The 21,972-nt window shown below is 69.3% G+C and carries 17 protein-coding genes; 9 read left to right on the top strand and 8 right to left on the bottom strand.

Annotated features, from left to right (window positions below):
* The first annotated feature begins 221 nt into the window (after positions 1-221).
* The 3 genes from FB390_RS06640 to FB390_RS06630 all read left to right on the top strand — a co-directional run bounded on the left by FB390_RS06640 (position 222) and on the right by FB390_RS06630 (position 3,698).
* A complete protein-coding gene (locus FB390_RS06640) occupies positions 222-2,504 on the top strand; it encodes a transglycosylase domain-containing protein (RefSeq protein WP_141808148.1) in 2,283 nt (760 codons plus the stop codon).
* A gap of 164 nt (positions 2,505-2,668) precedes the next feature.
* Complete coding sequence (locus FB390_RS06635; RefSeq protein ID WP_246123888.1) at positions 2,669-3,262, top strand: GyrI-like domain-containing protein; 594 nt, start codon at positions 2,669-2,671, stop codon at positions 3,260-3,262.
* A gap of 10 nt (positions 3,263-3,272) precedes the next feature.
* A complete protein-coding gene (locus FB390_RS06630; RefSeq protein WP_141808147.1) occupies positions 3,273-3,698 on the top strand; it encodes a GyrI-like domain-containing protein in 426 nt (141 codons plus the stop codon).
* Between the two features lie 232 nt (positions 3,699-3,930).
* Here the strand turns inward: FB390_RS06630 and FB390_RS06625 are convergent, their stop codons facing one another.
* The 4 genes from FB390_RS06625 to FB390_RS33405 form a co-directional block, all read right to left on the bottom strand.
* Positions 3,931-5,025, bottom strand: a complete 1,095-nt coding sequence (locus FB390_RS06625) for an inositol-3-phosphate synthase (RefSeq protein ID WP_141808146.1) — start codon at positions 5,023-5,025, stop codon at positions 3,931-3,933.
* Positions 5,018-5,575 carry a PadR family transcriptional regulator gene (locus FB390_RS06620; protein ID WP_067786837.1) on the bottom strand — a complete coding sequence of 186 codons (558 nt, stop codon included), beginning with the start codon at positions 5,573-5,575 and terminating at the stop codon, positions 5,018-5,020. The genes FB390_RS06625 and FB390_RS06620 overlap by 8 nt, the downstream gene beginning before the upstream one ends.
* A 114-nt stretch (positions 5,576-5,689) precedes the next feature.
* Positions 5,690-6,463, bottom strand: coding sequence for a DUF1707 SHOCT-like domain-containing protein (locus FB390_RS06615; protein ID WP_141808145.1), 774 nt, complete (start codon positions 6,461-6,463; stop codon positions 5,690-5,692).
* Positions 6,464-6,485: 22 nt separating this feature from the next.
* Entirely contained in the window at positions 6,486-7,562 is a 1,077-nt protein-coding gene (locus FB390_RS33405) for a DUF1707 SHOCT-like domain-containing protein (RefSeq protein WP_185756957.1), read from the bottom strand.
* A 94-nt stretch (positions 7,563-7,656) separates the two neighbouring features.
* On the opposite strand from FB390_RS33405, the gene FB390_RS06605 reads away from it, so the two are divergent.
* The 3 genes from FB390_RS06605 (at position 7,657) to FB390_RS06595 (ending at position 12,981) form a co-directional block, all read left to right on the top strand.
* Entirely contained in the window at positions 7,657-8,142 is a 486-nt protein-coding gene (locus FB390_RS06605; RefSeq protein WP_246123887.1) for a DUF5318 domain-containing protein, read from the top strand.
* 787 nt (positions 8,143-8,929) lie between these two features.
* Positions 8,930-11,116 carry a transglycosylase domain-containing protein gene (locus tag FB390_RS06600; RefSeq protein WP_246124250.1) on the top strand — a complete coding sequence of 729 codons (2,187 nt, stop codon included), beginning with the start codon at positions 8,930-8,932 and terminating at the stop codon, positions 11,114-11,116.
* A gap of 155 nt (positions 11,117-11,271) precedes the next feature.
* Positions 11,272-12,981, top strand: coding sequence for a glycosyltransferase family 87 protein (locus FB390_RS06595; protein ID WP_246124249.1), 1,710 nt, complete (start codon positions 11,272-11,274; stop codon positions 12,979-12,981).
* A gap of 78 nt (positions 12,982-13,059) precedes the next feature.
* Here FB390_RS06595 and FB390_RS06590 read toward each other — a convergent pair whose 3' ends face one another.
* Entirely contained in the window at positions 13,060-14,634 is a 1,575-nt protein-coding gene (locus tag FB390_RS06590; protein WP_141808143.1) for a TerD family protein, read from the bottom strand.
* Positions 14,635-14,677: 43 nt separating this feature from the next.
* Positions 14,678-15,973, bottom strand: coding sequence for a TerD family protein (locus FB390_RS06585; RefSeq protein ID WP_141808142.1), 1,296 nt, complete (start codon positions 15,971-15,973; stop codon positions 14,678-14,680).
* A 181-nt stretch (positions 15,974-16,154) separates the two neighbouring features.
* Between FB390_RS06585 and FB390_RS06580 the strand changes: the two genes are divergently transcribed.
* From FB390_RS06580 to FB390_RS06570, 3 genes are read left to right on the top strand one after another with little or no spacing between them, the layout of a single operon-like run.
* On the top strand, positions 16,155-16,778 hold the full coding sequence (locus FB390_RS06580; RefSeq protein ID WP_097246425.1) for an AIM24 family protein: 624 nt from the start codon (positions 16,155-16,157) through the stop codon (positions 16,776-16,778).
* Positions 16,779-16,788: 10 nt separating this feature from the next.
* Complete coding sequence (locus FB390_RS06575; protein ID WP_141808141.1) at positions 16,789-17,481, top strand: AIM24 family protein; 693 nt, start codon at positions 16,789-16,791, stop codon at positions 17,479-17,481.
* 2 nt (positions 17,482-17,483) lie between these two features.
* The gene (locus FB390_RS06570) at positions 17,484-18,245 is read left to right on the top strand and encodes an AIM24 family protein (protein WP_141808140.1); all 762 of its coding nucleotides are present in this window, start codon (positions 17,484-17,486) and stop codon (positions 18,243-18,245) included.
* Between the two features lie 94 nt (positions 18,246-18,339).
* Here FB390_RS06570 and FB390_RS06565 read toward each other — a convergent pair whose 3' ends face one another.
* Positions 18,340-19,125 (bottom strand): HAD family hydrolase, encoded by a 786-nt coding sequence (locus FB390_RS06565; RefSeq protein WP_246123886.1) that lies wholly within the window; start codon positions 19,123-19,125, stop codon positions 18,340-18,342.
* 57 nt (positions 19,126-19,182) lie between these two features.
* A complete protein-coding gene (locus FB390_RS06560) occupies positions 19,183-21,894 on the bottom strand; it encodes a phosphoribosyltransferase domain-containing protein (protein ID WP_141808138.1) in 2,712 nt (903 codons plus the stop codon).
* Positions 21,895-21,972: the final 78 nt, after the last annotated feature.

Genomic DNA, 21,972 nt, shown 5'->3' with positions numbered 1-21,972 from the left:
TCGGCAGGTTGAGCCGTTTGAATGCGGGCAGGCCGAGAGCTGAGTCATCGGGGTTCGCGGTGCGCGGCTGGCCTGTGGAATTCGGGTTACTTTGTCTAAGAAGCGGAATGCTGGGGACAGTGTGCGGCATCGAACCGCGCGGGCGGGGTAAAGTCCGCTCATAGCTTCGTTCGGCGATCGTTGTCAGTGCAGGTGGGGTTCGACCGACGCTCCGGGAGGAGATGATCGTGAGCTCGTTCGGCAAGCGACGCGGCCAGCGTGGTGCCGGGGGCAAGCCATCGTCACCGCAGCACGCCTCCATCGCCGGCTTCCGGGAACGGCGCCGCGCACCGCAGACACGTGCGCGGAAGACGCAGGCCCCCAAGAAGACTCGGCCCACCGCGGAGCCGACACCGCCCACGAACCCCGACCGGCCCCCGCGCAGCCGCGCCGAACGTCTCCGCCGGCTCGCGCTCGCCCTGTTCATCCTGTTCGTCGCGGTGCCCTCGCTGCTGTTCGTGCTGGTGTACTGGAGCGCCGAGATCCCCGATCCGGCCGCCGTACAAACCAATCAGATCGCCACCATCCTGGCCTCGGACGGCAGCACCGTGATCGCCAAAGTCGTTCCGCCGGACGGTAATCGGAGTCCGGTGCCGCTCTCCGAGGTGCCCGAACCGGTGCGCGACGCGGTGCTCTCCGCGGAGGATCGCGATTTCTACACCAACCCCGGCTACTCGACCTCGGGCTTCCTGCGCGCGGGCCGGGACAACCTGTTGGGCAAGGAGGACGCGGGCGGCGGCTCGACCATCACCCAGCAGTACGTGAAGAACGCCTTCCTCGGCTCGGAGCGCACCCTGACCCGCAAGATGCGCGAACTGATCATCGCGGCCAAGATGGCGCGGCAGTGGAGCAAGGACGACATCCTCGCCGCCTACCTCAACACCATCTACTACGGGCGCGGTTCTTACGGCATCGCCGCGGCGTCGAGGGCGTACTTCGGCAAGCAGCCCGCGCAACTGACGCTCGCCGAGGGCGCGGTGCTCGCGGCCGTCATCCGCACGCCGTCGATCCTTGATCCGGAGACGCACCTGCCGGAGTTGAAGGCCCGCTGGCAGTACGTGCTCGACGGCATGGTCGAGATGGGCGTGCTCGCGCCGGGCCACCGGGACGCCACTGTCTTCCCGACGATTCTGCCGATCACCGACATCCCCGACGCCAACGCCGCCCGCGGTCCGGAGGGTCTGATCCGCACCCAAGTGCTTCGCGAATTGCGCGCGTCCGGCATCAGCGAGCGCGAGCTCAACACCGGCGCGCTGCGGATCACCACCACCATCGACGCCAGGGCCCAGCAGGCCGCGCTCACCGCCGTGCACGACCGGCTCGGCCCGCAGCCGCCGCACCTGCGCGCCGCGGTGGTCTCGATCGATCCGCGGTCCGGCGCGGTGCGCGCCTACTACGGCGGCGAGGACGGCATCGGCTACGACTTCGCGCAGGCGCCGCTGCAGACGGGGTCGGCGTTCAAGGTGTTCGCCGTGATCGCCGCGCAGCAGCAGAGCATCCCGCTGACCCGCGTGCTGGACAGCGCGCCGGTGACCGACCGCGGCACCAGGATCACCAACGTGGACGGCGAATCCTGCGGCAAGTGCAGCATGGCCGAATCGCTGAAGCGCTCGCTGAACACCAGCTTCTACCGGCTGACCATGTCGATGTTCGAGGGGCCGAAGGCGATCGCCGAAGCGGCGCACCAGGCGGGCATCCCCGAGGAGATTCCCGGCGTGGCGGGCAAGACCCTCACCGAGGACGGCGGCCCGCCGCTCAACGGCATCGTGCTCGGGCAATATCTGGTGCGCCCGATCGACATGGCCTCGGCCTACGCGACCATCGCGGCCTCGGGCATGTATCACCAGCCCTACTTCGTGCAGCGGGTCGAGACCGGCGACGGGCGGGTGCTGCTCGATCGCGGCGCGCCCGAGCAGCAGGTCGGCGAGCAGCTGCCGGCTGGGGAGCAGCGGATCAAGCCGGCCATCGCGGAGAACACCATCGCCGCGATGATGCCGATCGCCGCCTATTCCAACGGGCACGCGCTGGCGGGCAATCGACCGTCTGCCGCGAAGACCGGCACGACCCAGTTGGGCCAGTCCGACAAGAACAAAGACGCCTGGATGATCGGATTCACGCCCTCGCTGTCCACCGCCGTCTGGATCGGCAGCGAGCAGTCGCAGCCGATTCACACCGCGCGCGGCGCGGACATCTACGGTTCGGGCCTGCCCGCCGACATCTGGAAGCAGGTGATGGACGAGGCGCTCGAGGGCACGCCGATCGAGCAGTTCCCGATCGCACCCGCGGGCGGCCCGGCGGGTGGGAATCAGCAGCAGCGCCCGGGCAATCCCTACGACATACTGAACCCGAATCCCCCTCAGCCGCAACAGCAACCGCAGGAGCCGTCGATCGTCATCCCGCCGCCGCCACCGGAGCCGCGGCAGGTCGAGATCTTCCCCGGACTGAGCGTTCCGGTGCCCGGCTGACCTGTCTTCGGCCAGGTAACTGTGACCGAACCCATCTCGAGTCGATCTTGTGACCTACCGAGCCTCCGGGGAACGCATGACATGGCAGCATCGTTTTGCCAGAGTGAGAGCGCGACCGAGCGGCGCCGAGGTGAACGTGGGGCGACGCCCGTCCCATGGCGACGATGCGGAAGGATATGCGCTCGAGCGACGACGGCAGCGGCGCGAGCGACCGGCCGAAAGGCGGTAGCCTGGCGGACCAACAGAGGGGCCCGGAAGCGCCGCCAATTGAAAACAGACTAGACATAGGGGCTACGCCGGTGGATTTCAATGTCGTTGACCGTCCCGAGACGCTGGTGGCGGGCACAGTACTTCGCAGCCCGGCGCTCGCGGTCGAGGGGCCACGCCGCGCGAAGGTGGAGGAAGCGTGGAAACGCATCCTCTCGCGCCGCCTACCGGGACCCCCGACCACCGCCTATGTCGACCACGCGCCGGAGATCAATTCGTATCTGACCCACATCGTCGGCTACCGCTGCCGCAGCCTCGACGACCTGCTGCCCGGCGATGTGCTTGCTAGGGTGCCCGCCGGTCGCTTCGCCCGTTTCATCGCCAGCGGCGACGATCTCGGCGATACGATCGTCAGCATTTGGCGGGCGGTATGGGATGCCGAAGCGGCGGGCCGTTTGGTGCGTTCCTATTCCGGCGATTGGGAGCACTATCCCGACGACCGCACCGCCGAAGTCTTCGTGGCGCTGGCCGACGAACCGAGCGACGGGTAGGACAAAAGCAGTGGATTTCGAGATCGTCACCCTGGACGAGGGTTTGGTCGCCGGACTGACCATCCCGCTGGCCGGCCGTGAAGTGGCAGCCCGCGACCTGGACCTGGTGAATTTCACCTGGGACCGCTACCTCGCCAGGGAGAAGAACGTGCCGCGCGTCGCGGCTTACATCGGCCAGAACGACCACGCCGTCGCGGTACTCGGCTACGACGTCGCTTCGCTGGACGACCTGGACCAAGGCGACGTCGTGACCCGCATCCCGCACGGCCGCTACGCGAAGTTCGTCGTCTCCGACAAGCCCTACGACCTGCTGCGCACCGCGTGGGCGCAGGTCGCCAAGGCCGAGAGCGCGGGCATCATCACCCGCTCCCACACCGCCGAGATCGAGCGCTACACCGGCCCGACCTCCGTCGAGGTCTACGTCTCGCTGGACTGAGTACACCTCGAAACCGACGAGAGCCGTGCCTCGCCTTCGGCGGCGAGGCACGGCTCCTGGGTAAGTCATGGGCGCAACCACAGGTTTCGAGCGGAGCGAGACCTGGCATTGCCGTTCGCGGCCCGTCTCGCGTCCGAGCGGTCGAAGCGCATGCGACGGAGTCGCAAGTCTCGACCGCTCGGACGCGAGACACCAGGGGCCGCGAACACGCGCGCGCCAGCGCGCCGAGAACTCAGCCGATGATGAACGCTTCGAGCTGGGCCCGGGCGACGTCGTCCGCGAGCTGCTGCGGCGGGGACTTCATCAGGTAGGCCGAGGCCGGGATGACGGGGCCGCCGATGCCGCGGTCCTTGGCGATCTTGGCCGCGCGCACCGCGTCGATGATGATGCCCGCGGAGTTGGGCGAGTCCCACACCTCGAGCTTGTACTCCAGGTTCAGCGGCACGTCGCCGAAGGCGCGACCCTCGAGGCGCACGTAGGCCCACTTGCGGTCGTCGAGCCAGCCGACGTGGTCCGACGGGCCGATGTGCACGTCGTTGGCGCCCAGTTCCTTCTTCAGGTTGCTGGTGACGGCCTGGGTCTTGGAGATCTTCTTCGACTCCAGGCGCTCGCGCTCGAGCATGTTCTTGAAGTCCATGTTGCCGCCGACGTTGAGCTGCATGGTGCGGTCGAGCTGCACGCCGCGGTCCTCGAACAGCTTGGCCATCACGCGGTGGGTGATGGTCGCGCCGACCTGGCTCTTGATGTCGTCGCCGACGATCGGGACGCCCGCGTCCACGAACTTCTGCGCCCACACCGGGTCGGAGGCGATGAATACCGGGAGCGCGTTGACGAAGGCGACGCCCGCGTCGATGGCGCACTGGGCGTAGAACTTGTCCGCCTCTTCCGAGCCCACCGGCAGGTAGGACACCAGGACGTCGACCTTCGCGTCCTTCAGGGCCTGCACCACGTCGACCGGCTCGGCCTCGGAGAGCTCGATGGTCTCCGCGTAGTACTTGCCGATGCCGTCGAGCGTCGGTCCGCGCTGCACGACCACGTCGGACGGGGGTACGTCGGAGATCTTGATGGTGTTGTTCTCGCTGGCGAAGATCGCCTCGGCCAGGTCGAAACCGACTTTCTTGGCGTCCACGTCGAACGCGGCGACGAACTTGACGTCGCGGACGTGGTACGGGCCGAACTTGACGTGCATCAGACCGGGCACGGTCGAGGTCTCGTCCGCGTCCTTGTAGTACTGCACGCCCTGGACCAAGGAGGAAGCGCAGTTGCCCACGCCCACGATGGCCACGCGAACTTCGGTGGCGTTCTCAGCCGTCTTGATGTCACTCATGGCCGATGGTTCCCTCTTTCTGTGGTGCCGCCTTCGTTGATTGCTCCGCCGCAATCAACTCGTTGAGCCAGCGCACTTCGCGCTCGCTTGATTCCAGACCGAGTTGGTGGAGCTGGCGGGTGTAGCGATCCAGCGACCCGCTGGCCCGTTTGATCGCTTCCCGCAATCCCTCTCGGCGCTCCTCGACCTGCCGGCGCCTGCCCTCCAGGATCCGCATCCGCGCCTCCGCGGGAGTGCGACTGAAGAACGCCAGGTGGACGCCGAAGCCGTCGTCGGTGTAGTTCTGCGGTCCGGTGTCGGCGAGGAGCTCGGTGAAACGCTCCCGCCCCGCCGGCGTCAGTTGATAGACCCGCCGCGCGCGGCGCATGGTGACGCCTGCGACGTTCTCCTCCGCGATCAGTCCGTCCGCCTGCATGCGCCGCAGCGTCGGATAGAGCGACCCGTAGGAGAAGGCGCGAAACGGCCCGAGCAGACCCGTCAGCCGCTTGCGCAGCTCGTAACCGTGCATGGGCGCTTCGAGGAGCAGCCCGAGGATTGCCAGCTCGAGCATCGGGCGTCACCCCCTGACTGTTGTGCAGACCTAACCGATGGATGCGACTTCCGAGTATATCGCGCCGATATAACCGGGCACAGCGATGGGCGATATATGAAGTATGTGCGCAGGTCAGCGACCGGGCGGGCGGACTTCCAGCGGCTCGCCGTCGAAAAGCACGGTCATGAAACCGCTCTCGTCCACCTCGTTGCGGACGAAGATCTGCACGCGCGGTGGAGCGTTCTTCTCGGCTTCACGCTCGATGCTCACGTGCGAGATCGGACTGCCCGGCAGCAGCAACGACTGCGGTGCGCCCGCGAGCAGCCGGGAGACGACCGGCAGGTCGATGGTGGCGAGGTCGACGGTCGGGGTGTCGAGCTTGCGCGACTGCGAACTGCTCGACGCGTCGAAATCACCGTCGAAGTGGAAGTACTGCGACCTGTTGTTCACGTTGCGATAGAAGATCGCGTACCGCGGATAGACGGTGAGGTCGTCGACGACCGTGTCGCCGAACTCGGCGCGGTACCGATCGATGAAGTAGGCAAGGCCCGGGCCGGTGGTCAGGTCCGGCAGCGGGTCGGCGGCGACGCGATCGGCTCCGCCACGCCCGACGCATCCGACGAGCGCGCCGAGCAGCGCGGCCGCGAGCAGGATCGCCGCAGGCAGCCACCACCCGCGGCGGCGACCGCCGCGCACGACCGGCGCGTCGACCAGGTCGCCGGGAATTTGCAGGTCGGCGATCAGCTTGTCCAGTTCCCCGAACGACTTCGCCCGCATGGCCGCCTCGGTGCGGGCGGTGTGCTCGCTTTCGGTGAGCTGTCCGTCGGCGAGCGCGGCGTCGAGCAGGCCACACACGTCGGCGCGATCGCTGTCGCGCGCCCGCAGCCGGGTGGTGTTCGACGCCATCACCGCGCGCTCCCGCCCTGGTTCATCGGACCTCCCAGACCTTCAGCACCTCGCCCGCGGGCGTGAGCTGGACGCGACCGTACTGGCCGCGCTCGTTGTTCACGCGAATCTCGACCAGCGGCCTGCCCGGCGCGATGCCGGAATCGTCGACGGAGAAATCGATCGAGTCGACGACGCCGCCGGGCACTTTGGTGAGGGCGGGCGCGTTTGCGAGCACCTTGCCGATCGCCTCGACATCGAGGATGGCGAGGTCCACCGTCCGGGTCTCGGCCCTTCGCGTCGTGATGATGTCGTTGGGCCGCTGGAACCCACCCCAGTAGTTCCAGTCGACGGACCACTGCGGGCCCTCCGGCGCGATCCGCCGCACGGAGGCGAAATTCTGGTGCAGCGCGAGCTCGTCGACGATGGTGTCACCGAACTTCTCGCGATACCGGTCGCGGAAGAGCGTCATGCCCGCCACGGTGTTGAGCTCGGGCGTCGGCAGCACGAGGGGCTGCACCGGGTTCGGATCGATCGTCTGCCGGGACGTCGCCGCCACCCGCGAGTCGTCGCTTCCTGCGACGAGGTAGCCCGCCCACACGCCGAGCACCGCCGTGACACCGACGGCGACGCGGAACAGGAGCCGACGGCGGGATCGCGGCGGAGTCGGCGACGGTTCGGCGGCGCGCTGCAAGTCCGAAACCAATTCCCCGAGCTCGCCCAGTGTTTTCGCCTCGGAGGCGAGTTCGGTCGCCGCCTCGTGTTCCTCGGCGGTGAGCTGCCCGTCGCCGAGCGCGCCGTCCAGGACCCGAACGGTGTTGGCGCGATCGACATTTCGCGCCCGGGTGTGACCGGCGTAACCCGCACGGGATTTGCCGCGCCGCAAGGGTTTCCGCGTCGCACCGCGCGGCGCCAGATCGCGGGCGGCCGCGGGCACCTGGAGATCGGCTGTCAGCCTGGCCAGTTCGCCGATGGTTTTCGCCTTGGAGGCTTTCGCGGTCCGCTCGCGATACTCCTCGCCCCCGAGCTGCCCCTCCGCGTAGGCGGCGTCCAATACCCCGCACGCATGGACACGATCGATGTCTCGCGCTCGCATGCGCCCGTCATTCCCGGTGGACACCACCGAATCGTAGACGGCTCCGACCCCCGCCGCGCCCCGTTCCACCGGCCGAATTCGGACCGGCGACAGGCGGTGCACCGCATCGGCGGACGGCATGAGAGGGCGCGGGAAGCCGCACAGACCGAGGCGTCCTCGCCCGCGCCCCGCTACTCTGGTTGGCGTGCGAATTCAGCGGCAGGTGGTCGACTATGCGCTCCGGCGCCGGTCGCTGCTGGCTGACGTCTATGCGGGCCGGGTCGATGTCGCCGAGGTGTGTGATGCAAATCCCTATCTACTGCGTGCGGCGAAGTTCCACGGTCGGGGGAGCGAGGTCACGTGCCCTATCTGCCGGAAAGAACAGCTCACCCTCGTATCCTGGGTCTACGGCGACGGCCTAGGACCGGTGGCTGGTTCGGCTCGCACACCCGAGGAGCTCACGCGCCTCGCCGAGACTCGCGAGGAGTTCTCGGTTCATGTCGTCGAGGTATGCCGGAGCTGCAGCTGGAATCATCTGGTGCAGTCGTACGTGCTCGGCAACGCCCCGGCGCCCACGCGTCGCCGTACGGGTACCCGAGCGAACCGACGTACCGCCGCCGAGTGATGTGCCTGGTCATCTGCCAGTCGGGTGACACGCGGAGCCCACACGTGTCCGCTGCGGTGCCCGTGACCGCACCGAGCCAGCCTGACCGATACGAGTTATGGAGATCTTGTCAGTGAATTCGCCTTACGAGACTTCCCCCTACGGCGATGAACCGCACGGCGGCCGTACTCAGCGAAGTTCACAACCGGCTCCGAACCCGTCACCAGGCCAGCGCCAAGCGCCACCTCCCGGTTTCCGTCCGCTGCCGCCCCCGGGTGGTCCGCGCCAGGGTGGCCCGCAGGGCGGTCCGCGCGGTCCGCAGGGTGGCCCCGTGGGTGGTGGGCGCGGTCCGCAGCCGCCGCACCGTCCGGGCCCGCCGCCGCAAGGTCGTCCCCCGCAAGGTCGTCCCCCGCAGGGCCGTCCGCCGGAGGGTCGTCCGCAGCCGCCCGGTGGCGCCGCGGGCGCGACCCAGCGCATTCAACGGCCCGGCCAGAATCCGCAGGGCGCGCCCCGGCCCAGCTCGCTGAGCGAGGCGGTCGCCGAGCGCGACCGGCGGTCCGGTCCGAGCGCCGCCGTCCGTCCCGCGGGCGGCGCGCGGCCGAACACCGGCCAGCGGCCCGCGATCGATCGCGATCGTCGTCCGAACGGTCCCGTCACCGGGGAGCGCCGCGCCCAGTCGGGTCAGCCGCCCTCGGGTCCGCCGCCGCGCCGCAACGGCGGCGGTGACGGTGGTTCCGGTGGGGCGGGAAGGCGTCCCGGTGCGAAGCGGATTCCGTGGAAGCTGATCCGCCGGACTCTCTACGTCTGCATGGCGCTCGCCATCGTGGTGCCGAGTGCCGTCTTCCTCGTCGCCTACACCACGGTGTCGGTGCCGCAGCCCGGCGATCTCAAGACCAATCAGGTCGCGATGATCTACGCCAGCGACGGCAGCACGGTGCTGAGCAAGGTGGTTCCGCCGCAGGGCAACCGCACCGACGTGACCATCGAGCAGATCCCGCCGCACGTGCGCAACGCCGTCATCGCGGCCGAGGACCGGGACTTCTACACCAACCCCGGCTTCTCCATCTCCGGTTTCGTGCGCGCGGCCCGCGACAACATCCTGGGCAAGGAGAGCGCGGGCGGTGGTTCGACGATCACCCAGCAGTACGTGAAGAACGCGCTGGTCGGTGACGAACGCTCGCTCACCCGAAAGATGCACGAGCTGGTCATCTCGGCGAAGATGGCGCGGCAGTGGAGCAAGGACGAGATCCTCGCCGCCTACCTGAACACCATCTACTTCGGTCGTGGCGCGTACGGCATCGATGCGGCGTCCAAGGCCTACTTCAGCAAGCCGGTCCAGGATCTCACCGTCGCCGAGGGCGCGGTGCTCGCCGCCACCATCCAGCTGCCGTCGCTGCTCGATCCGGAGAAGAACCCGGAGGGCGCCAAGACGCGCTGGAACTACGTGCTCGACGGCATGGTCGACGGCGGCAACCTGAAGCCCGCCGACCGGCAGGGCATGCAGTACCCGCAGGTGACCCCCGTGGCGCAGACCCAGGACAAGACGCTGGATTCCGGACCCGAGGGCCTTATCAAGACCCGAGTGCTCGAGGAGCTCTCGGAGGCGGGCATCAGCGAACAGCAGCTCAACACCGCGGGTCTGCAGATCACCACGACCATCGATCCGAAGGCCCAGCAGGCCGCGGTCGACGCCGCGACGAGCAAGATGCAGGGCGAGCCCGAGCAGCTGCGGACCGCGGTGGTGTCGATCGATCCGCGCACCGGCGCGGTGCGCGCCTACTACGGCGGCACCGACGGCCAGGGCTACGACTTCGCCAACGCGCCGCTGCAGACCGGTTCCTCGTTCAAGGTGGTCGGCCTGGCCGCGAACCTCGAGCAGGGCATTCCGCTCTCGCAGATGTACGACAGCTCGCCGCTGACGGTGAACGGCATCAAGATCACCAACGTGGAGGGCGAGTCCTGCGGCATGTGCACCATCGCCGAGTCGCTGAAGCGTTCGCTGAACACCAGCTTCTATCGGATGCAGCTGGACATGGGCAACGGCCCGCAGAAGATCGCGGACATGGGCCACAAGCTCGGTATCCCGAAGGAGCTGCCGGGCGTCGGCAAGACCCTGTCCGAGCCGGACGGCTCCGGCCCGAACAACGGCATCGTGCTCGGCCAGTACCAGGCCCGTCCGCTCGACATGGCCTCCGCGTACGCCACGCTGGCCGCCTCCGGCGTGTACCACCAGCCGCACTTCGTGCAGCGGGTGGTGACCGCCGACGGGCAGGTGCTGCTCGATCGCGGCGATGTCGCGGGTGAACAGCGCGTCTCGGCCGCCGTCGCAGACAACGTGACCGCGGCGATGAAGCCGATCGCGCAATACTCGCGCAACCACCAACTTGCCGGCGGTCGCGAGTCGGCGGCCAAGACCGGTACCGCCCAGCTCGGCGACACCGGCGAGAACAAGGACACCTGGATGGTCGGCTACACGCCGTCGTTGTCCACCGCCGTGTGGGTCGGCAGCGTCGACAACTCGCCGCTGCGCAACTACGGCGGCGCGATGATCTACGGCTCGGGTCTGCCGTCGGACATCTGGAAGGCGACCATGGACGGCGCGCTGCAGGGCACGCCGACCGAGACCTTCCCGAAGCCCGCGCCGATCAAGGGGCAGGCGGGTGTCCCGGAGTGGACCGCGCCGTACACCCCGCCGTCGACCGTCGACGCGCCGGTGCCGCCGGTGGTGATCGCGCCGACCCAGGTGGAGATCCTGCCCGGCATCACCATCCCGGTCCCCGGCGTGCAGCCCAACCCGCAGCCGCAGCAGCGTCCGCAGCAGCGTGAGCAGGACCCGGGCCCGCTGCCCGGCCAGCCGGTCGCCCCGACCGGCGGCGGCTCGCCCACGCAAACGGGCTCGCCGCGTCCGGGCGGAACCGGAAACGGCGGCGGCGGAGCGGGCGACAGCGGCGACGAAGAAGGGTCGAACAGCACGCAGCCGACGCGCAGTCGCTGATCGACGCGGCCGACCGAGTCGGCCGGCAGCCCGCGCACGACCACGACATTCCCGCCCCGGGTGGTGACCTACCGCCCGGGGCGGGCCTGTGCTCGGGGTCGGTTCGGGCGGACCTATTAGGCTCGGGTTCCGTGACCGATCAGCAAGTGGTGGACGTGCGGACGGGAGAGGCCGCGCGCTCCGGCGGGGGCTCTGGTGGCGGGACACATTACGCGGCGCCCGCGCCGCTCGCACCGGATCTGCGCTCGGCCGACGCGCGGGATCGCCCGAGCCGCAACGATTCCCTGGCCGCGCAGCTGAGCACCGTCGTCGGCGGGCCGGTGGGCGATCACGCGCTGATCGGCCGGGTCCGCTTCTGGACACCGCTGCGGGTGATCTTCGCCTGCACGGTGATCTTCCTGGCGCTGGGCTGGGCGACCAAGGCGGGCTGCATCCAGCAGACCGACGCGGGCGACGGCACGCTGACGCTGGACTGGAACAACGGCCGCCAATACGTGGCGATGTGCTACTCGGACACGGTGCCGCTGTACGGCGCCGAACGCCTGGACGAGGGCGCGTTCCCGTACAAGAAGGCCTGGGTCGAGCAGACGCCCGACGGCGGGCGCGAGACGCGCTACATGGAATACCCGGTGCTCTCGGGCCTGTACCAGTACGTGTCCATGCAGATCGCGAAGACCTGGGACGCGCTGCCGCTGCCCGGCGCGCTGCAGGTGGTCATCTACTTCAATGTCGTCGCGTTCGGCCTCGCCATCGGCTGGCTGGTCACCGTGTGGGCCTCGGCGCTGCTCGCCGGCCGCCGGATCTGGGACGCGGCGCTCATCGCGTGCTCGCCGCTGGTGATCGTGCACGCGTTCACCAACTTCGACGCGCTCGCGACCGCGTTCGCCGCCACCGGTCTGCTGGCCTGGGCCCGGCGCAGGCCGGTGCTCGCCGGTGTGCTGCTCGGGCTCGGCGGCGCGGCGAAGCTGTATCCGCTGCTGCTGCTCGGCCCGATCGTGGTGCTGTGCCTGCGGGTCGATCCGATGCACCGGGTGCCGAGCGCCCGGCTCGGGCTGCGGATGCGCGATATCGACGGCTGGCACGCCGCGCTGACCTGGGTGCGCGAAACCCCGTACCGCATCCAGTTCTTCGGCTTCCGTCCGCTCGGCGCGGCCATCGTGGCGGTGGTGGCCGCGGCGGGCACCTGGCTGGCGGTGAATCTGCCGATCGCGGTGCTGTATCCGAACGGCTGGCGCGAGTTCTTCCGGCTCAACACCACCAGGCACGCCGACCCGGACTCCATCTACAACGTGATCACCTCGTTCACCGGCTGGACCGGGTTCGACGGCGAACTGAACCACGGCGAGGCGCCGACCGTGCTGAACGCGGTCTCGCTGCTGCTGTTCGTGCTCGCCTGCGCCGCGATCGCGTATATCGCGCTGACGGCGCCGCGCCGCCCGCGCCTCGCTCAGCTCTGCTTCCTCGTGGTCGCGGCCTTCCTGCTCACCAACAAGGTGTGGAGCCCGCAGTATTCGCTGTGGCTGGTGCCGCTCGCCGTGCTCGCGCTGCCGCACCGCCGAATCCTGTTGGCCTGGATGACGATCGACGCGCTCGTCTGGGCGCCGCGCATGTTCTACTACCTCGGCCTCGACCGCAAGGGCCTGCCCGAGCAGTGGTTCACCGGCACCGTCCTCGTGCGCGATCTCGCGGTGCTCGGGCTCTGCGCGCTGATCGTCTGGCAGATCTATCGGCCGGGCGAGGACTTGGTGCGCCGCGATTTCGTCGACGACCCGGCGGGCGGCGTCGTCGACCGCACCGCCGACCCGCTGCTCCCCTGGCTGCCGGAACCGTTGCGCCCCAAGCGGGTTCTCGCCCGCACCGGCTGACCGGCACCGCACCACCTGCCGCCGACCGCCTGGCCTGGAGCGACCACTTCCGAGCGCCGCGGCGCAACCGGTCGTGCTCTACTCCGAACGCAACAGCTTCGCCGCCCGGTCCGGATCGCGCGGCAACAGATCGAGCTCCAACTGCCAGGCGCTGCCGGTCCACGGGTCGAACAGCGGGGTGTCCGCCACGGTCGGCAGATGACGGCAGGCCTGCGACAGTGCCGCGACGGTGCCGTCTTGCGATTCCGATTCGTCGCTGCCGACGATCACGATGGACAGCCCGATCAGATCGCCGCGCAGGGTCAGCGCCGTGATGCGCTGGGCGTCGGAGGCCTGGTAACCATGCGGGAAGTCGGCCGCGAGCAACACCCGGTGCTCAGCGGGTGGTGTGAAAGCACCGCTGTTGTAAGCCATCTCGGCCAGCTCCGCGGCGTCGACGAGGGCTTGCAGCCGCGCCGAGATATCGCCGTGGTCGGTGATCGGCGGACCGTTCAGCACCGGTCCGAGCGGCGCGAGCAGTCCGGTGAACGCCCCGGTCAGGTCGATGGCATCGATGCGGGTGCGCCTGCCGGGATCGGACGCGAGGAGCCGGGCGAGCAGCGCGCCGACCACCGGAACGACCGCCGCCGAATGTTCGGTGTCGATCCACAGCGGCCTGGTCAGCGGCACCGGCACGCAGTACGGGATGCGCAGCGGCCCGCGTTCGATCGCGTACAGCTCACCCAGTCGGATACCGTCGCTCGGCTTGGCGCGGCCCTCCCAGGCCGGTGACGACCAAGAGGCCAGCGCGGGCGGCAGCAACCGGTCTGCCTCGGCGAGCTCGCGCATCAGATGCTCGCTGTCGCGCCGGTGATTGCCCTCGGCGACCGCGACGAGTTCGTCGCTGCGGCGTTGCGCCTCCTGGCGCTTGGCCTCGGCGACCGGGGTGTTCCTGGTCGCGGGATCGGACACCGCTGCCGAGAGTTCCTCGTCCAGCCGTTTCGCCGCGTAGTCCCGTGCCGAGATGAGCGCGGCGGCCGAGCGGGCCGCGTCCTCGAAGATCATCCACAGCCGTTCCAGGCCGTGCGACACCTCCAGCGCGGGCGCGCCGGTCGGATGCTGGGCCTGCTGCGGCCCGGCGATGGCGTCGCGGTCGCCCGCGGGATGCGGGGCGTGCGCCGCGGCATCCGGCCCACCGGACACCTCGACGCCGTGCGCGGGCAGCAGCACCGGCAGCCCGCCCGCGTAGCCCTGGCCGACCGCGCGCACCTTCCACGCGTCCCCGCGCCGGTAGACCTCGAGACAGATCAACGCCGCCTCGCCCGCCGCGGGCGCGATCGCGAATTCCGTTGTGACCGTGCCGTTCTCGGCGAGCGACGCGGTCACCGGCCCGAGCTCGCCGGCGCCCGGCGCCGCGGGATCGGCGCTGACCACCAGCAGCACCGCCTTGGCGTCGGCGCGCACCTCGGCCAGGGTGATGCTCACCTCGTCACCGTCCAGCGCGACGCCGCCGGTGCTCGGCTGGTTGTAGAAGACGAAGTCCGACGCGTCGAACACGCGCAGGTTCTCCGCCACCACCAGCGCGGAAACATCCAGCGCCGCAGAAGCTTTCGCACTGAATCGCAGCACGTCGCCGGTCAGCGGGATGTTCTGGCCCGCCTTCAGTTGAATCACGTTGTCCGCCATGCTCTTCGCGCGTACCGCCGGTGAGCCTGCCTCAGAGGAAGCGGCCCAGCTGGGGAATCGCCTCGCCCGGATGCTTGGCCTGGAAGCCCTCGCCGAGCGCCTGCATCTTCCAGTCGCCGCCGACGCGGAACACCTTCGCCATCGCCATCGCGGTGAACGGCATGCCGCCCGCCATGGTGTACCTGGCCAGCTCGGCGTTGTTGGAGCCGTCGACGAGGCGGCAGAACGCGTTGCGCACCTGCTCGAAGGTGTGGCCCTTGTAGGAGGTCACGATGAACACCAGCGAGGTGATGTGGGCCGGAATCCTGGTCAGGTCGACCAGGATGACCTCGTCGTCGCCCTCGCCCTCGCCGGTCAGGTTGTCGCCCTGATGGCGCACCGAGCCGTCCTTGGAGGACAGCTGACCGTAGTAGGCGTAGTCGGCCGGGTTACCGTCGGCGAACATGATCACCGAGGCGTCCAGGTCGATGTCGACGGTGCGGTTGCCGAACATGCCGCGGGTCTGCACCGGATCCCAGCCCAGACCCATCTTCACGAAGGTCAGCGCCTGGCCGCCCTCCTTGCGCAGGGTGACGCGCTGGCCCTTCTGCAGGCTGACCGGGCGGTCCTTGCTCAGGCTCACCTCGCCCGTCGGCTGCGCGGCCTGTTGCGGCGGGGCGGGCGGCGGCGGGTAGCCACCACCCGCCGGGGGCGCGTATCCGGGGCCGGGCGGCGGCGGGTACGAGCCGGTGGACGCGTACTGCGGCGACTGCTGGGCCGGGGCCGTCTGCTGCGGATGATGCGTCGGCGGCGCCTGCGGCGGGGCCTGCTGGGCCGCGGGCGCCTCGTCGACGGTCACGCCGTGATCGGTGACCAGCGCCGCGAATCCACCGGCGTAGCCCTGGCCGACGGCGCGCACCTTCCAGGAACCCTGGCGTCGGTACAGCTCGAGCGCGATCACGATGGACTCGGTGTCGAGCCCGTCGATTCGATACTCGTACAACGGATTACCGCCGGCGTCGGAGACGACGGCCACCGGCGGCGCGGTCCTGCCGAAATTGCTGGAGGCGTCGTCGAGGGTGATCACCGCGCGGATCTGGTCGATATCGGCGGGCACCGCGTTCAGCGACACGGCGAGCGAGGCGGGCTGCCCCGCGGGTGCGGGCTGCAGGTTGACGCCGGGGCCGTTGGGCTGGTTGAAGAAGACGAAGTCCGCGTCCGAGCGGACCTTGCCCCGCTCGGTCACCAGCAGTGCGGACAGGTCCGCCGGTGCCGACAGCTGGACGGAGATCACCACATCGTTGGTGGCCAGCGGGCCGTTCTGGCCCTTGGCGAGTGTTGCGGACAAGGTCGACCCTTCGCTTGTCGGTGCGTACGGTTGCCACTCTACGAGAAACGGCCCGGCCACCGCCGAAGTAAACGCCGCGCGGGCCGTTGCGAATCGCGCGTGTCCGTTACAGTGACCGCTGGCAGCGGAATGTGACGACGACCCATGTTCCGATTAACGCGACAGCAGGGCAAACAGCCAGATGGCACAACTTTTCGAACAGTCGAAGAAGGTGGTCGAGGCCCATCTCGCCGGAACGAGTGTCCGCGCGATCGCCGGGTCGATGATCGCCTACGAAGGAAACGTGCAGTTCAAGGCCGCCGGATTCGGCGGAGGCGACGGCGTGCTCGCCGGGCTCAAGCGGCGCGCCACCGGCGAGAAGTTGTCGCTGATGGAATGCGGAGGCAACGGCAGGGTCTTCTTCGCGGTCAACGGCCAGCACGTGTCGGTGGTGAACCTGAACGGCGAGACGCTGCAGGTGGAATCGCAGCAACTGCTCGCCTTCGCCGGGAACCTGCGCACCGACGTGCGTTTCGCGGGCTTGCGCGGCGCGTCGACCGGGGCCGGGCTGTTCACCACCACCGTCACCGGCCAGGGACAGGTCGCGCTGCTCTCCGCGGGCGGCCCGCTGATCCACCTGGAGGTGTCGCCGCAGTATCCGCTGGTGGTCGATCCGGACGCGTTCGTCGCCGCGCAGGGCAACCTGAACCAGTCCTTCGTCACCGATGTCTCGTGGCGGACCATGGTCGGACAGGATGCGGGCGAGGCGTTCTCGCTGCGCTGGGAAGGCCAGGGCGTCGTGTTGATCCAGCCTGCGGAACGGTAAGGGGCCGGGGATGTTCGAGAAAGTCAACGGCAAGGTCGTCAAGGTCGACGTCGGCATGGCGGGCGGCGTCGTCGCGCGCAGCGGCGCGATGCTCTACTACAGCGGCGACGTTTCCTTTGCGCCGCACCAGATTCCGGGCGCGCAGGGCATGGGCGGCGGCGGGCTGATGGGCATGGCGGGCCGCATGATGGCGGGCGAGCACGAGCGCACCATGCTCGCGCAGGGCAACGGCCAGGTGCACTACGGCTTCGCGGGGCTCGAGGTGCACGTCGTGCAGATGCAGCCCGGCGCGTCGCTGCGGGTGGAAGCCTCACGGCTGCTTGCCAATACCGCGGGTCTGCAGAGTTCGATCGTCTCGGTGGCGAGTTCCGGCGGCGGTGGCGGCGGCGGTCTGATGGGCGCGCTGCGCGGCGCGGCCTCCGGCGCGCTGACCGGGCAGGGCATGTTCACCACCCAGCTGTCCGGGCACGGCGCCGCGGTACTGCTCGCGCACGGCGGCTTCCTGGAACTGCAAGTGGGCGGGCCGAATCCGATCGTGGTCGATCCGCAGGCGTTCGTCGCCGCCTACGGCAATGTGCAGACCGAACTGAAGACCGCGCTGAGCTGGCGTGACGCGGTCGGGCGCGGCTCCGGCGAGGCGATGCAATTGCATTGCGTCGGACAGGGTGTCGTCTACGTGCAGGCCTCCGAAGAGAAGTTGTGACCATGGCCCAGATCCTGAACCCGATGACGCTCGGCGAGAGCGACAACATCCCGGGCAACAGCTACGCCTACTGCATCGACCTCAACAAGCCGTGGTTCATGCGCAAGGGCGCGATGATCGCCTACTACGGCCAGATGAACTTCCAGCTGCTCACCCACGGCCTGCACGGTGGGCTGATGCACATGGTGTCGCAGCAGTTCTCGGCGCCGCTGTTCACCAACGACTACGTCGTGGCCGAGGGCCACGGCAAGCTGATCATCGGCGACCGCGGCTACGACATCAATTCCTTCGATCTCGACGACGGCAACCTCACCATCCGCGCGGCCAACCTGCTCGCCTTCGAGCCTGGTCTCGCGCTGAAGCAGTCGATCGTGCCCGGATTCCTCACCCTGATCGGCACGGGCAAGTTCCTCGCCTCGTCCAACGGGCCGGTGATCTTCGCCGAGCCGCCGCTGCGGGTCGACCCGGAATCGCTGGTCGGCTGGGCCGACTGCCCCTCCCCCAGCCACCACTACGACCACCAGTGGGTCTCCAGCTTCCTCGCGGCGGGCGCGGCGCGCTTCGGCGTGAACTCCGGTGAGGAGCGGCAGTTCGATTTCACCGGCGCCGGGACGGTGCTCATCCAGTCCAGCGAGAAGGTCATGAGCGACTCGGTGCTCGTGCGCACCATCGAGGGCCAGTTGCAGAGCGGCGTCACCGTCGGTGGCCTGCAACGCCTTCAGGGTGTGATCGCCCAGCAGCTCGCGGGTCAGCAGCAGTACTGAGTTCGGCGGACCGGCACGGCGTTCGCGCCGGTCCGCACCCGAAGCCCGCGAACGGTCGTCCGCATCTCGCGCACGACCGGAGACGGGTACGACCTCAGTCGGCGAGCGGCGCCGCCTTGATGAACCAGTTGATGATCTCCTCGCCGGCGAGGATGCCGGTGGCGCGGGTGATGGTGAGGTTGGGGCTGGTCCAGTTGAGTTGTTCGAGCTCGCCGTGCCGCGGCCGGATGGCCGAGTCGGCGGCGCGCAGCATTTCGGCGTCCAGTGCGCCGTCACCGGCGGCGAAAGTCTTGGCTTCGCCGGTGAGCTCGCCGGATTCCATCAGACGGCGGCGCACCTCGGCGACCGCGACGCTCTTGCACACCGACTGCGGCATCGTGTAGATCTTGCGGCCCTGCTGGGAGGCCGACCAGCCGCGCTCGCGGCACCAGGCATCCCATTCGGCGAGGAAGCCCTCGGGCACCGCCTTGGGCTTGACCACCAGGTAGCAGAAGAGATGATCGGCGACGCGGAACTTGGTCACCCAGGAGTCGTCGATCCTGGCGCGTAGCTCGGCGCTCACCTCCGAGAGGGTGGCGCCGCTCTGGCGCACCTTCACGTCGATGTCGATGCGCCAGCGCATATCCGGGACGCCGTCGACCAGGATGTTGCCGCCGTTGCTCGTGATCGCGTAGCGCCAAGGCGCCCCGGGTAGTCGAATCCGATTGAACTGCTTGATGGTCCGGGTAGTCGTCGGGATGACGGCCGCCGGTTGGGTGAGCGTCTGCATGCGCAGCGCCGCGGCCGTCGTCATGAACGACAGCGGCGCGCCCTCCAGATGCTCCACGCACACCATCGGCACCTCCGAGGCGGTGCTGAAGGCGTTGCGCGAGTAGATCATCGTGCGGTCGAGATCGGTGGCGACTAGCGCTTGTCTTCGTGGTCTTACCAATAGCATCTACTTCGGTACTTCCTTGATCAATCCCATGCACGAGTACGCCAGATCGGGGACGACCTCGACGGGCACACCGCGCGCGGCGGCGAGCATCCGGATGTGCGCGTGCTCGGGGGCGTCGGCCTCGCGGACCAGCACCCGCCACGGCACGCGCCGCAGCAGCACCCGGGTGGTCTCGCCGACCCCCGGCTTCACGAAATTCACACTGGCGATGCCGTATTCGGCACGCACCTTCTCCACCGAGGACCAGCCGGTCCAGGTGGGAGTCCGATCCGAGCCGAGCACCGCGGCAAGCTCGGCGGGCACGCGCGGGCGCACGGCGTCGAAAGCGCCGGTGACGGCGTCGAGCAGGCGGCCGGAGACGTCGTCGGCCGCCAGTTCGCGATAGAACTTCGCGCCGTGGAAATCGCCCGGCCCGATGAGCGTGTCGTTCAGCACGGTGCGCGAGATGAGCCCGGACACGGTGGAATTCAGGCACGCCGAGGCGATCAGGAAATCGTCACGGGTGCCGTAGGTGCGCACGCAGTGGCCGGGATCGGCGAGCACGGCGAGCTCGTCGTCGAATCGGGCGCCGCCCGCCGCGTGATAGGCGTCGAGCGCCTCGGTGAGTTCCTTGGTGATCGCGCCCTTGCCGGTCCAGCCGTCTACGAACACCACCGAGGACGGATCGTGATGCCGGGCAAGGTAATCCAGCGCGGTCGCGTCGATGCCGCGGTCCCGCACGATGGATACCGCGTAGTGCGGCACATCGAGGCCGGGCAGCCCGTCGCCCCGGCCCGAGCGCAACCAGCGCTTCATCAGGATCCCGACCGGCGTGCCCGCGCGCGCGAGCGACACCAGCACGATGTCCTCGCCGCGCTCGGCGACCACGAGTTCGGAGACGGTGGCCACGGCGAGGGCAAGCCGCTCGGCGCTCTCCGCGAGCACTTCGTCGAACAGACCGCGATAAGCGGCGTCCGGCTGGTATTCGATCGGCAGCGACTCCGCGTAGTGCGCGACACCCGCTTGGATGCGGCGCTCCCGCTCGGCGACGTCGGCCTCGAGGTCCGCGTCGGACAGGTCCTTCAGCAGCCAGGAGACCTCGTCGGCCGCGTACGAGCCGAAGTCCGGCCCGTGCAGGGGTGCGGGTAGCCGAGGCTCCCCGGTCGCTTCCGGCAACGTCTCGGTGCGCACGGAGCCGTTCGTCTCGACCTCCTCGTCGACGGTCGCGGCCTTGGCTGTCGCACGCCGCTCGATGTCCAACTTACGCGGATCGGCGCCCGGCACGAGCGCGACGAGCACGTCGGCCCCCGATGCGGTGAGAACGTCGACCAAACCGCCCTCCGCGATGAGCTCCGGCGTGTCGGCGGGCGGATCGAGTACCACGACGAGAACCGGATCGACTCCGGTACCGCCGGACGAGTCCGAACCGGTCACGCCATCGCGCGCGGCCCGCGCGTCGTCGTCGTCGGCTCCCGCGTCTCGCGCACCTCCGCCGGCGGCCCGCACGCCATCTCCCGAGATCCGCGCATCGTTGTCGAGGATGTCCTCGACCGCACGCTGCGCCGTGAGCTCGCGCAGCTCCGCGTCGAAATCCTCCGGCCAGCAGGCGTTGTAGAGATAGCGCGGCGCGTCCGCGTCGGGTTCCGGTGCGACGAAACGGAATCCGCGCCGTAGCGGGTACCCCGGCTCGTCCAGGACGTAGGCGGGCGAGCGGGTCGTCGTCTGATACCTGGTCGGGACACCCGACTCGGCCAGCGCGGCGGCCAGCCGCAGCGGCAGGTACATCAGCTCCTCGTGCCCGAGCACGATGACCGGACGATCCGGCGCGTCGACGGCCAGGCGCGCGGTCAGCACCGCGGCCGCCGCGGCGACGGCCGATTCGAAGGCTGGGGTGTCGGAGTCCAGTATCCCGTGCCGTCCGCCCTCGGGCACCGAATCGGGCCATGGCAGTTCGAGGCGACCGAACGAACCACGCTGCGGCGCGACAGGATTCAGCGCGGGATCGGGCATCGACGTGACGGCCTCGATCAGGCCGTCGGGCAGCTTGGTCAATCCTGCGGCCAAGCACACGGTGTCGATGCGGGCGCCGAGTTCGGCCGCCGCGCTTTCGAATACGGCCCGGTCCGCGTCGGTGCGCATGTCCACCAACGAGGCGAGCACATAGTGCGAGCGCGGCGCGAAGTCGTGCAGCGCGCGCACCGCGTCGATCGCCGTCGCGCCGGTGGAGATCTCGTCGTCGACCAGCACCAACGGCAGGTCGTTTCGGAAGATCTCGGCGGGCGCGGGTTGCAGCAGGTGCGAGGTGGCGTGCGAGTGCCCCTCTTCGAAACCGGCGAGGGTGTCGGCCTCCGGCACGTCGCGGCGCGTCGAATGCAGGTAGCACCGCGCGCCGATTCGCGCCGCGACGGTGTGACCGAGACCCGTTGCGGTCTCGGCGAATCCGAGCACGACGGCCGGAGCCGCCGGTTCGCCGGCGCGCTCGTCGAGGACGGCGCGCACCAGATCACCGAGCCGGTTGCCCGCGTCGAGCACCACCCGCGGATCGGTGGGCAGGTGCTTGCCGAGCACCGTCGAGACCAGCAGGTGCGCCCGGCGCGGATTGCGCCGCAAACCGGGCTCGATCAGCATGTCGATCGACAACTCGGCGGGCAGCACGCCGTCGGAACTGGTGCCGTGACAAGACAGATGATGCAATTCGATACCGAGTGTTCGGGTCGCCCACGGCGAGGTCATGCCCGCGCCTCACTACCGCTCGGACGGCTCCTACCACTCATGCCTGCGCCTCGCTGACGCTCGGCTCCGGCATGCGCG

The organism is Nocardia bhagyanarayanae (genome assembly GCF_006716565.1).
Classification (GTDB): Bacteria; Actinomycetota; Actinomycetes; order Mycobacteriales; family Mycobacteriaceae; genus Nocardia; species Nocardia bhagyanarayanae.
Note: the sequence above shows the minus strand (reverse complement) of the source record. Positions and strands in the feature narration are given on the sequence as shown.

Coding starts and splice junctions, on each gene's coding strand:
- FB390_RS06625 (WP_141808146.1), bottom strand. CDS start 5,025: ATGAGTGACATCAAGACGGCTGAGAACGCCACCGAAGTTCGCGTGGCC.
- FB390_RS06570 (WP_141808140.1), top strand. CDS start 17,484: ATGGCCCAGATCCTGAACCCGATGACGCTCGGCGAGAGCGACAACATC.
- FB390_RS06560 (WP_141808138.1), bottom strand. CDS start 21,894: ATGACCTCGCCGTGGGCGACCCGAACACTCGGTATCGAATTGCATCAT.
- FB390_RS06640 (WP_141808148.1), top strand. CDS start 222: ATGATCGTGAGCTCGTTCGGCAAGCGACGCGGCCAGCGTGGTGCCGGG.
- FB390_RS06615 (WP_141808145.1), bottom strand. CDS start 6,463: ATGGCGTCGAACACCACCCGGCTGCGGGCGCGCGACAGCGATCGCGCC.
- FB390_RS06635 (WP_246123888.1), top strand. CDS start 2,669: ATGCGGAAGGATATGCGCTCGAGCGACGACGGCAGCGGCGCGAGCGAC.
- FB390_RS06565 (WP_246123886.1), bottom strand. CDS start 19,125: ATGATCTACTCGCGCAACGCCTTCAGCACCGCCTCGGAGGTGCCGATG.
- FB390_RS06600 (WP_246124250.1), top strand. CDS start 8,930: ATGGCGCTCGCCATCGTGGTGCCGAGTGCCGTCTTCCTCGTCGCCTAC.
- FB390_RS06620 (WP_067786837.1), bottom strand. CDS start 5,575: ATGCTCGAGCTGGCAATCCTCGGGCTGCTCCTCGAAGCGCCCATGCAC.
- FB390_RS06580 (WP_097246425.1), top strand. CDS start 16,155: ATGGCACAACTTTTCGAACAGTCGAAGAAGGTGGTCGAGGCCCATCTC.
- FB390_RS06575 (WP_141808141.1), top strand. CDS start 16,789: ATGTTCGAGAAAGTCAACGGCAAGGTCGTCAAGGTCGACGTCGGCATG.
- FB390_RS06605 (WP_246123887.1), top strand. CDS start 7,657: ATGAGAGGGCGCGGGAAGCCGCACAGACCGAGGCGTCCTCGCCCGCGC.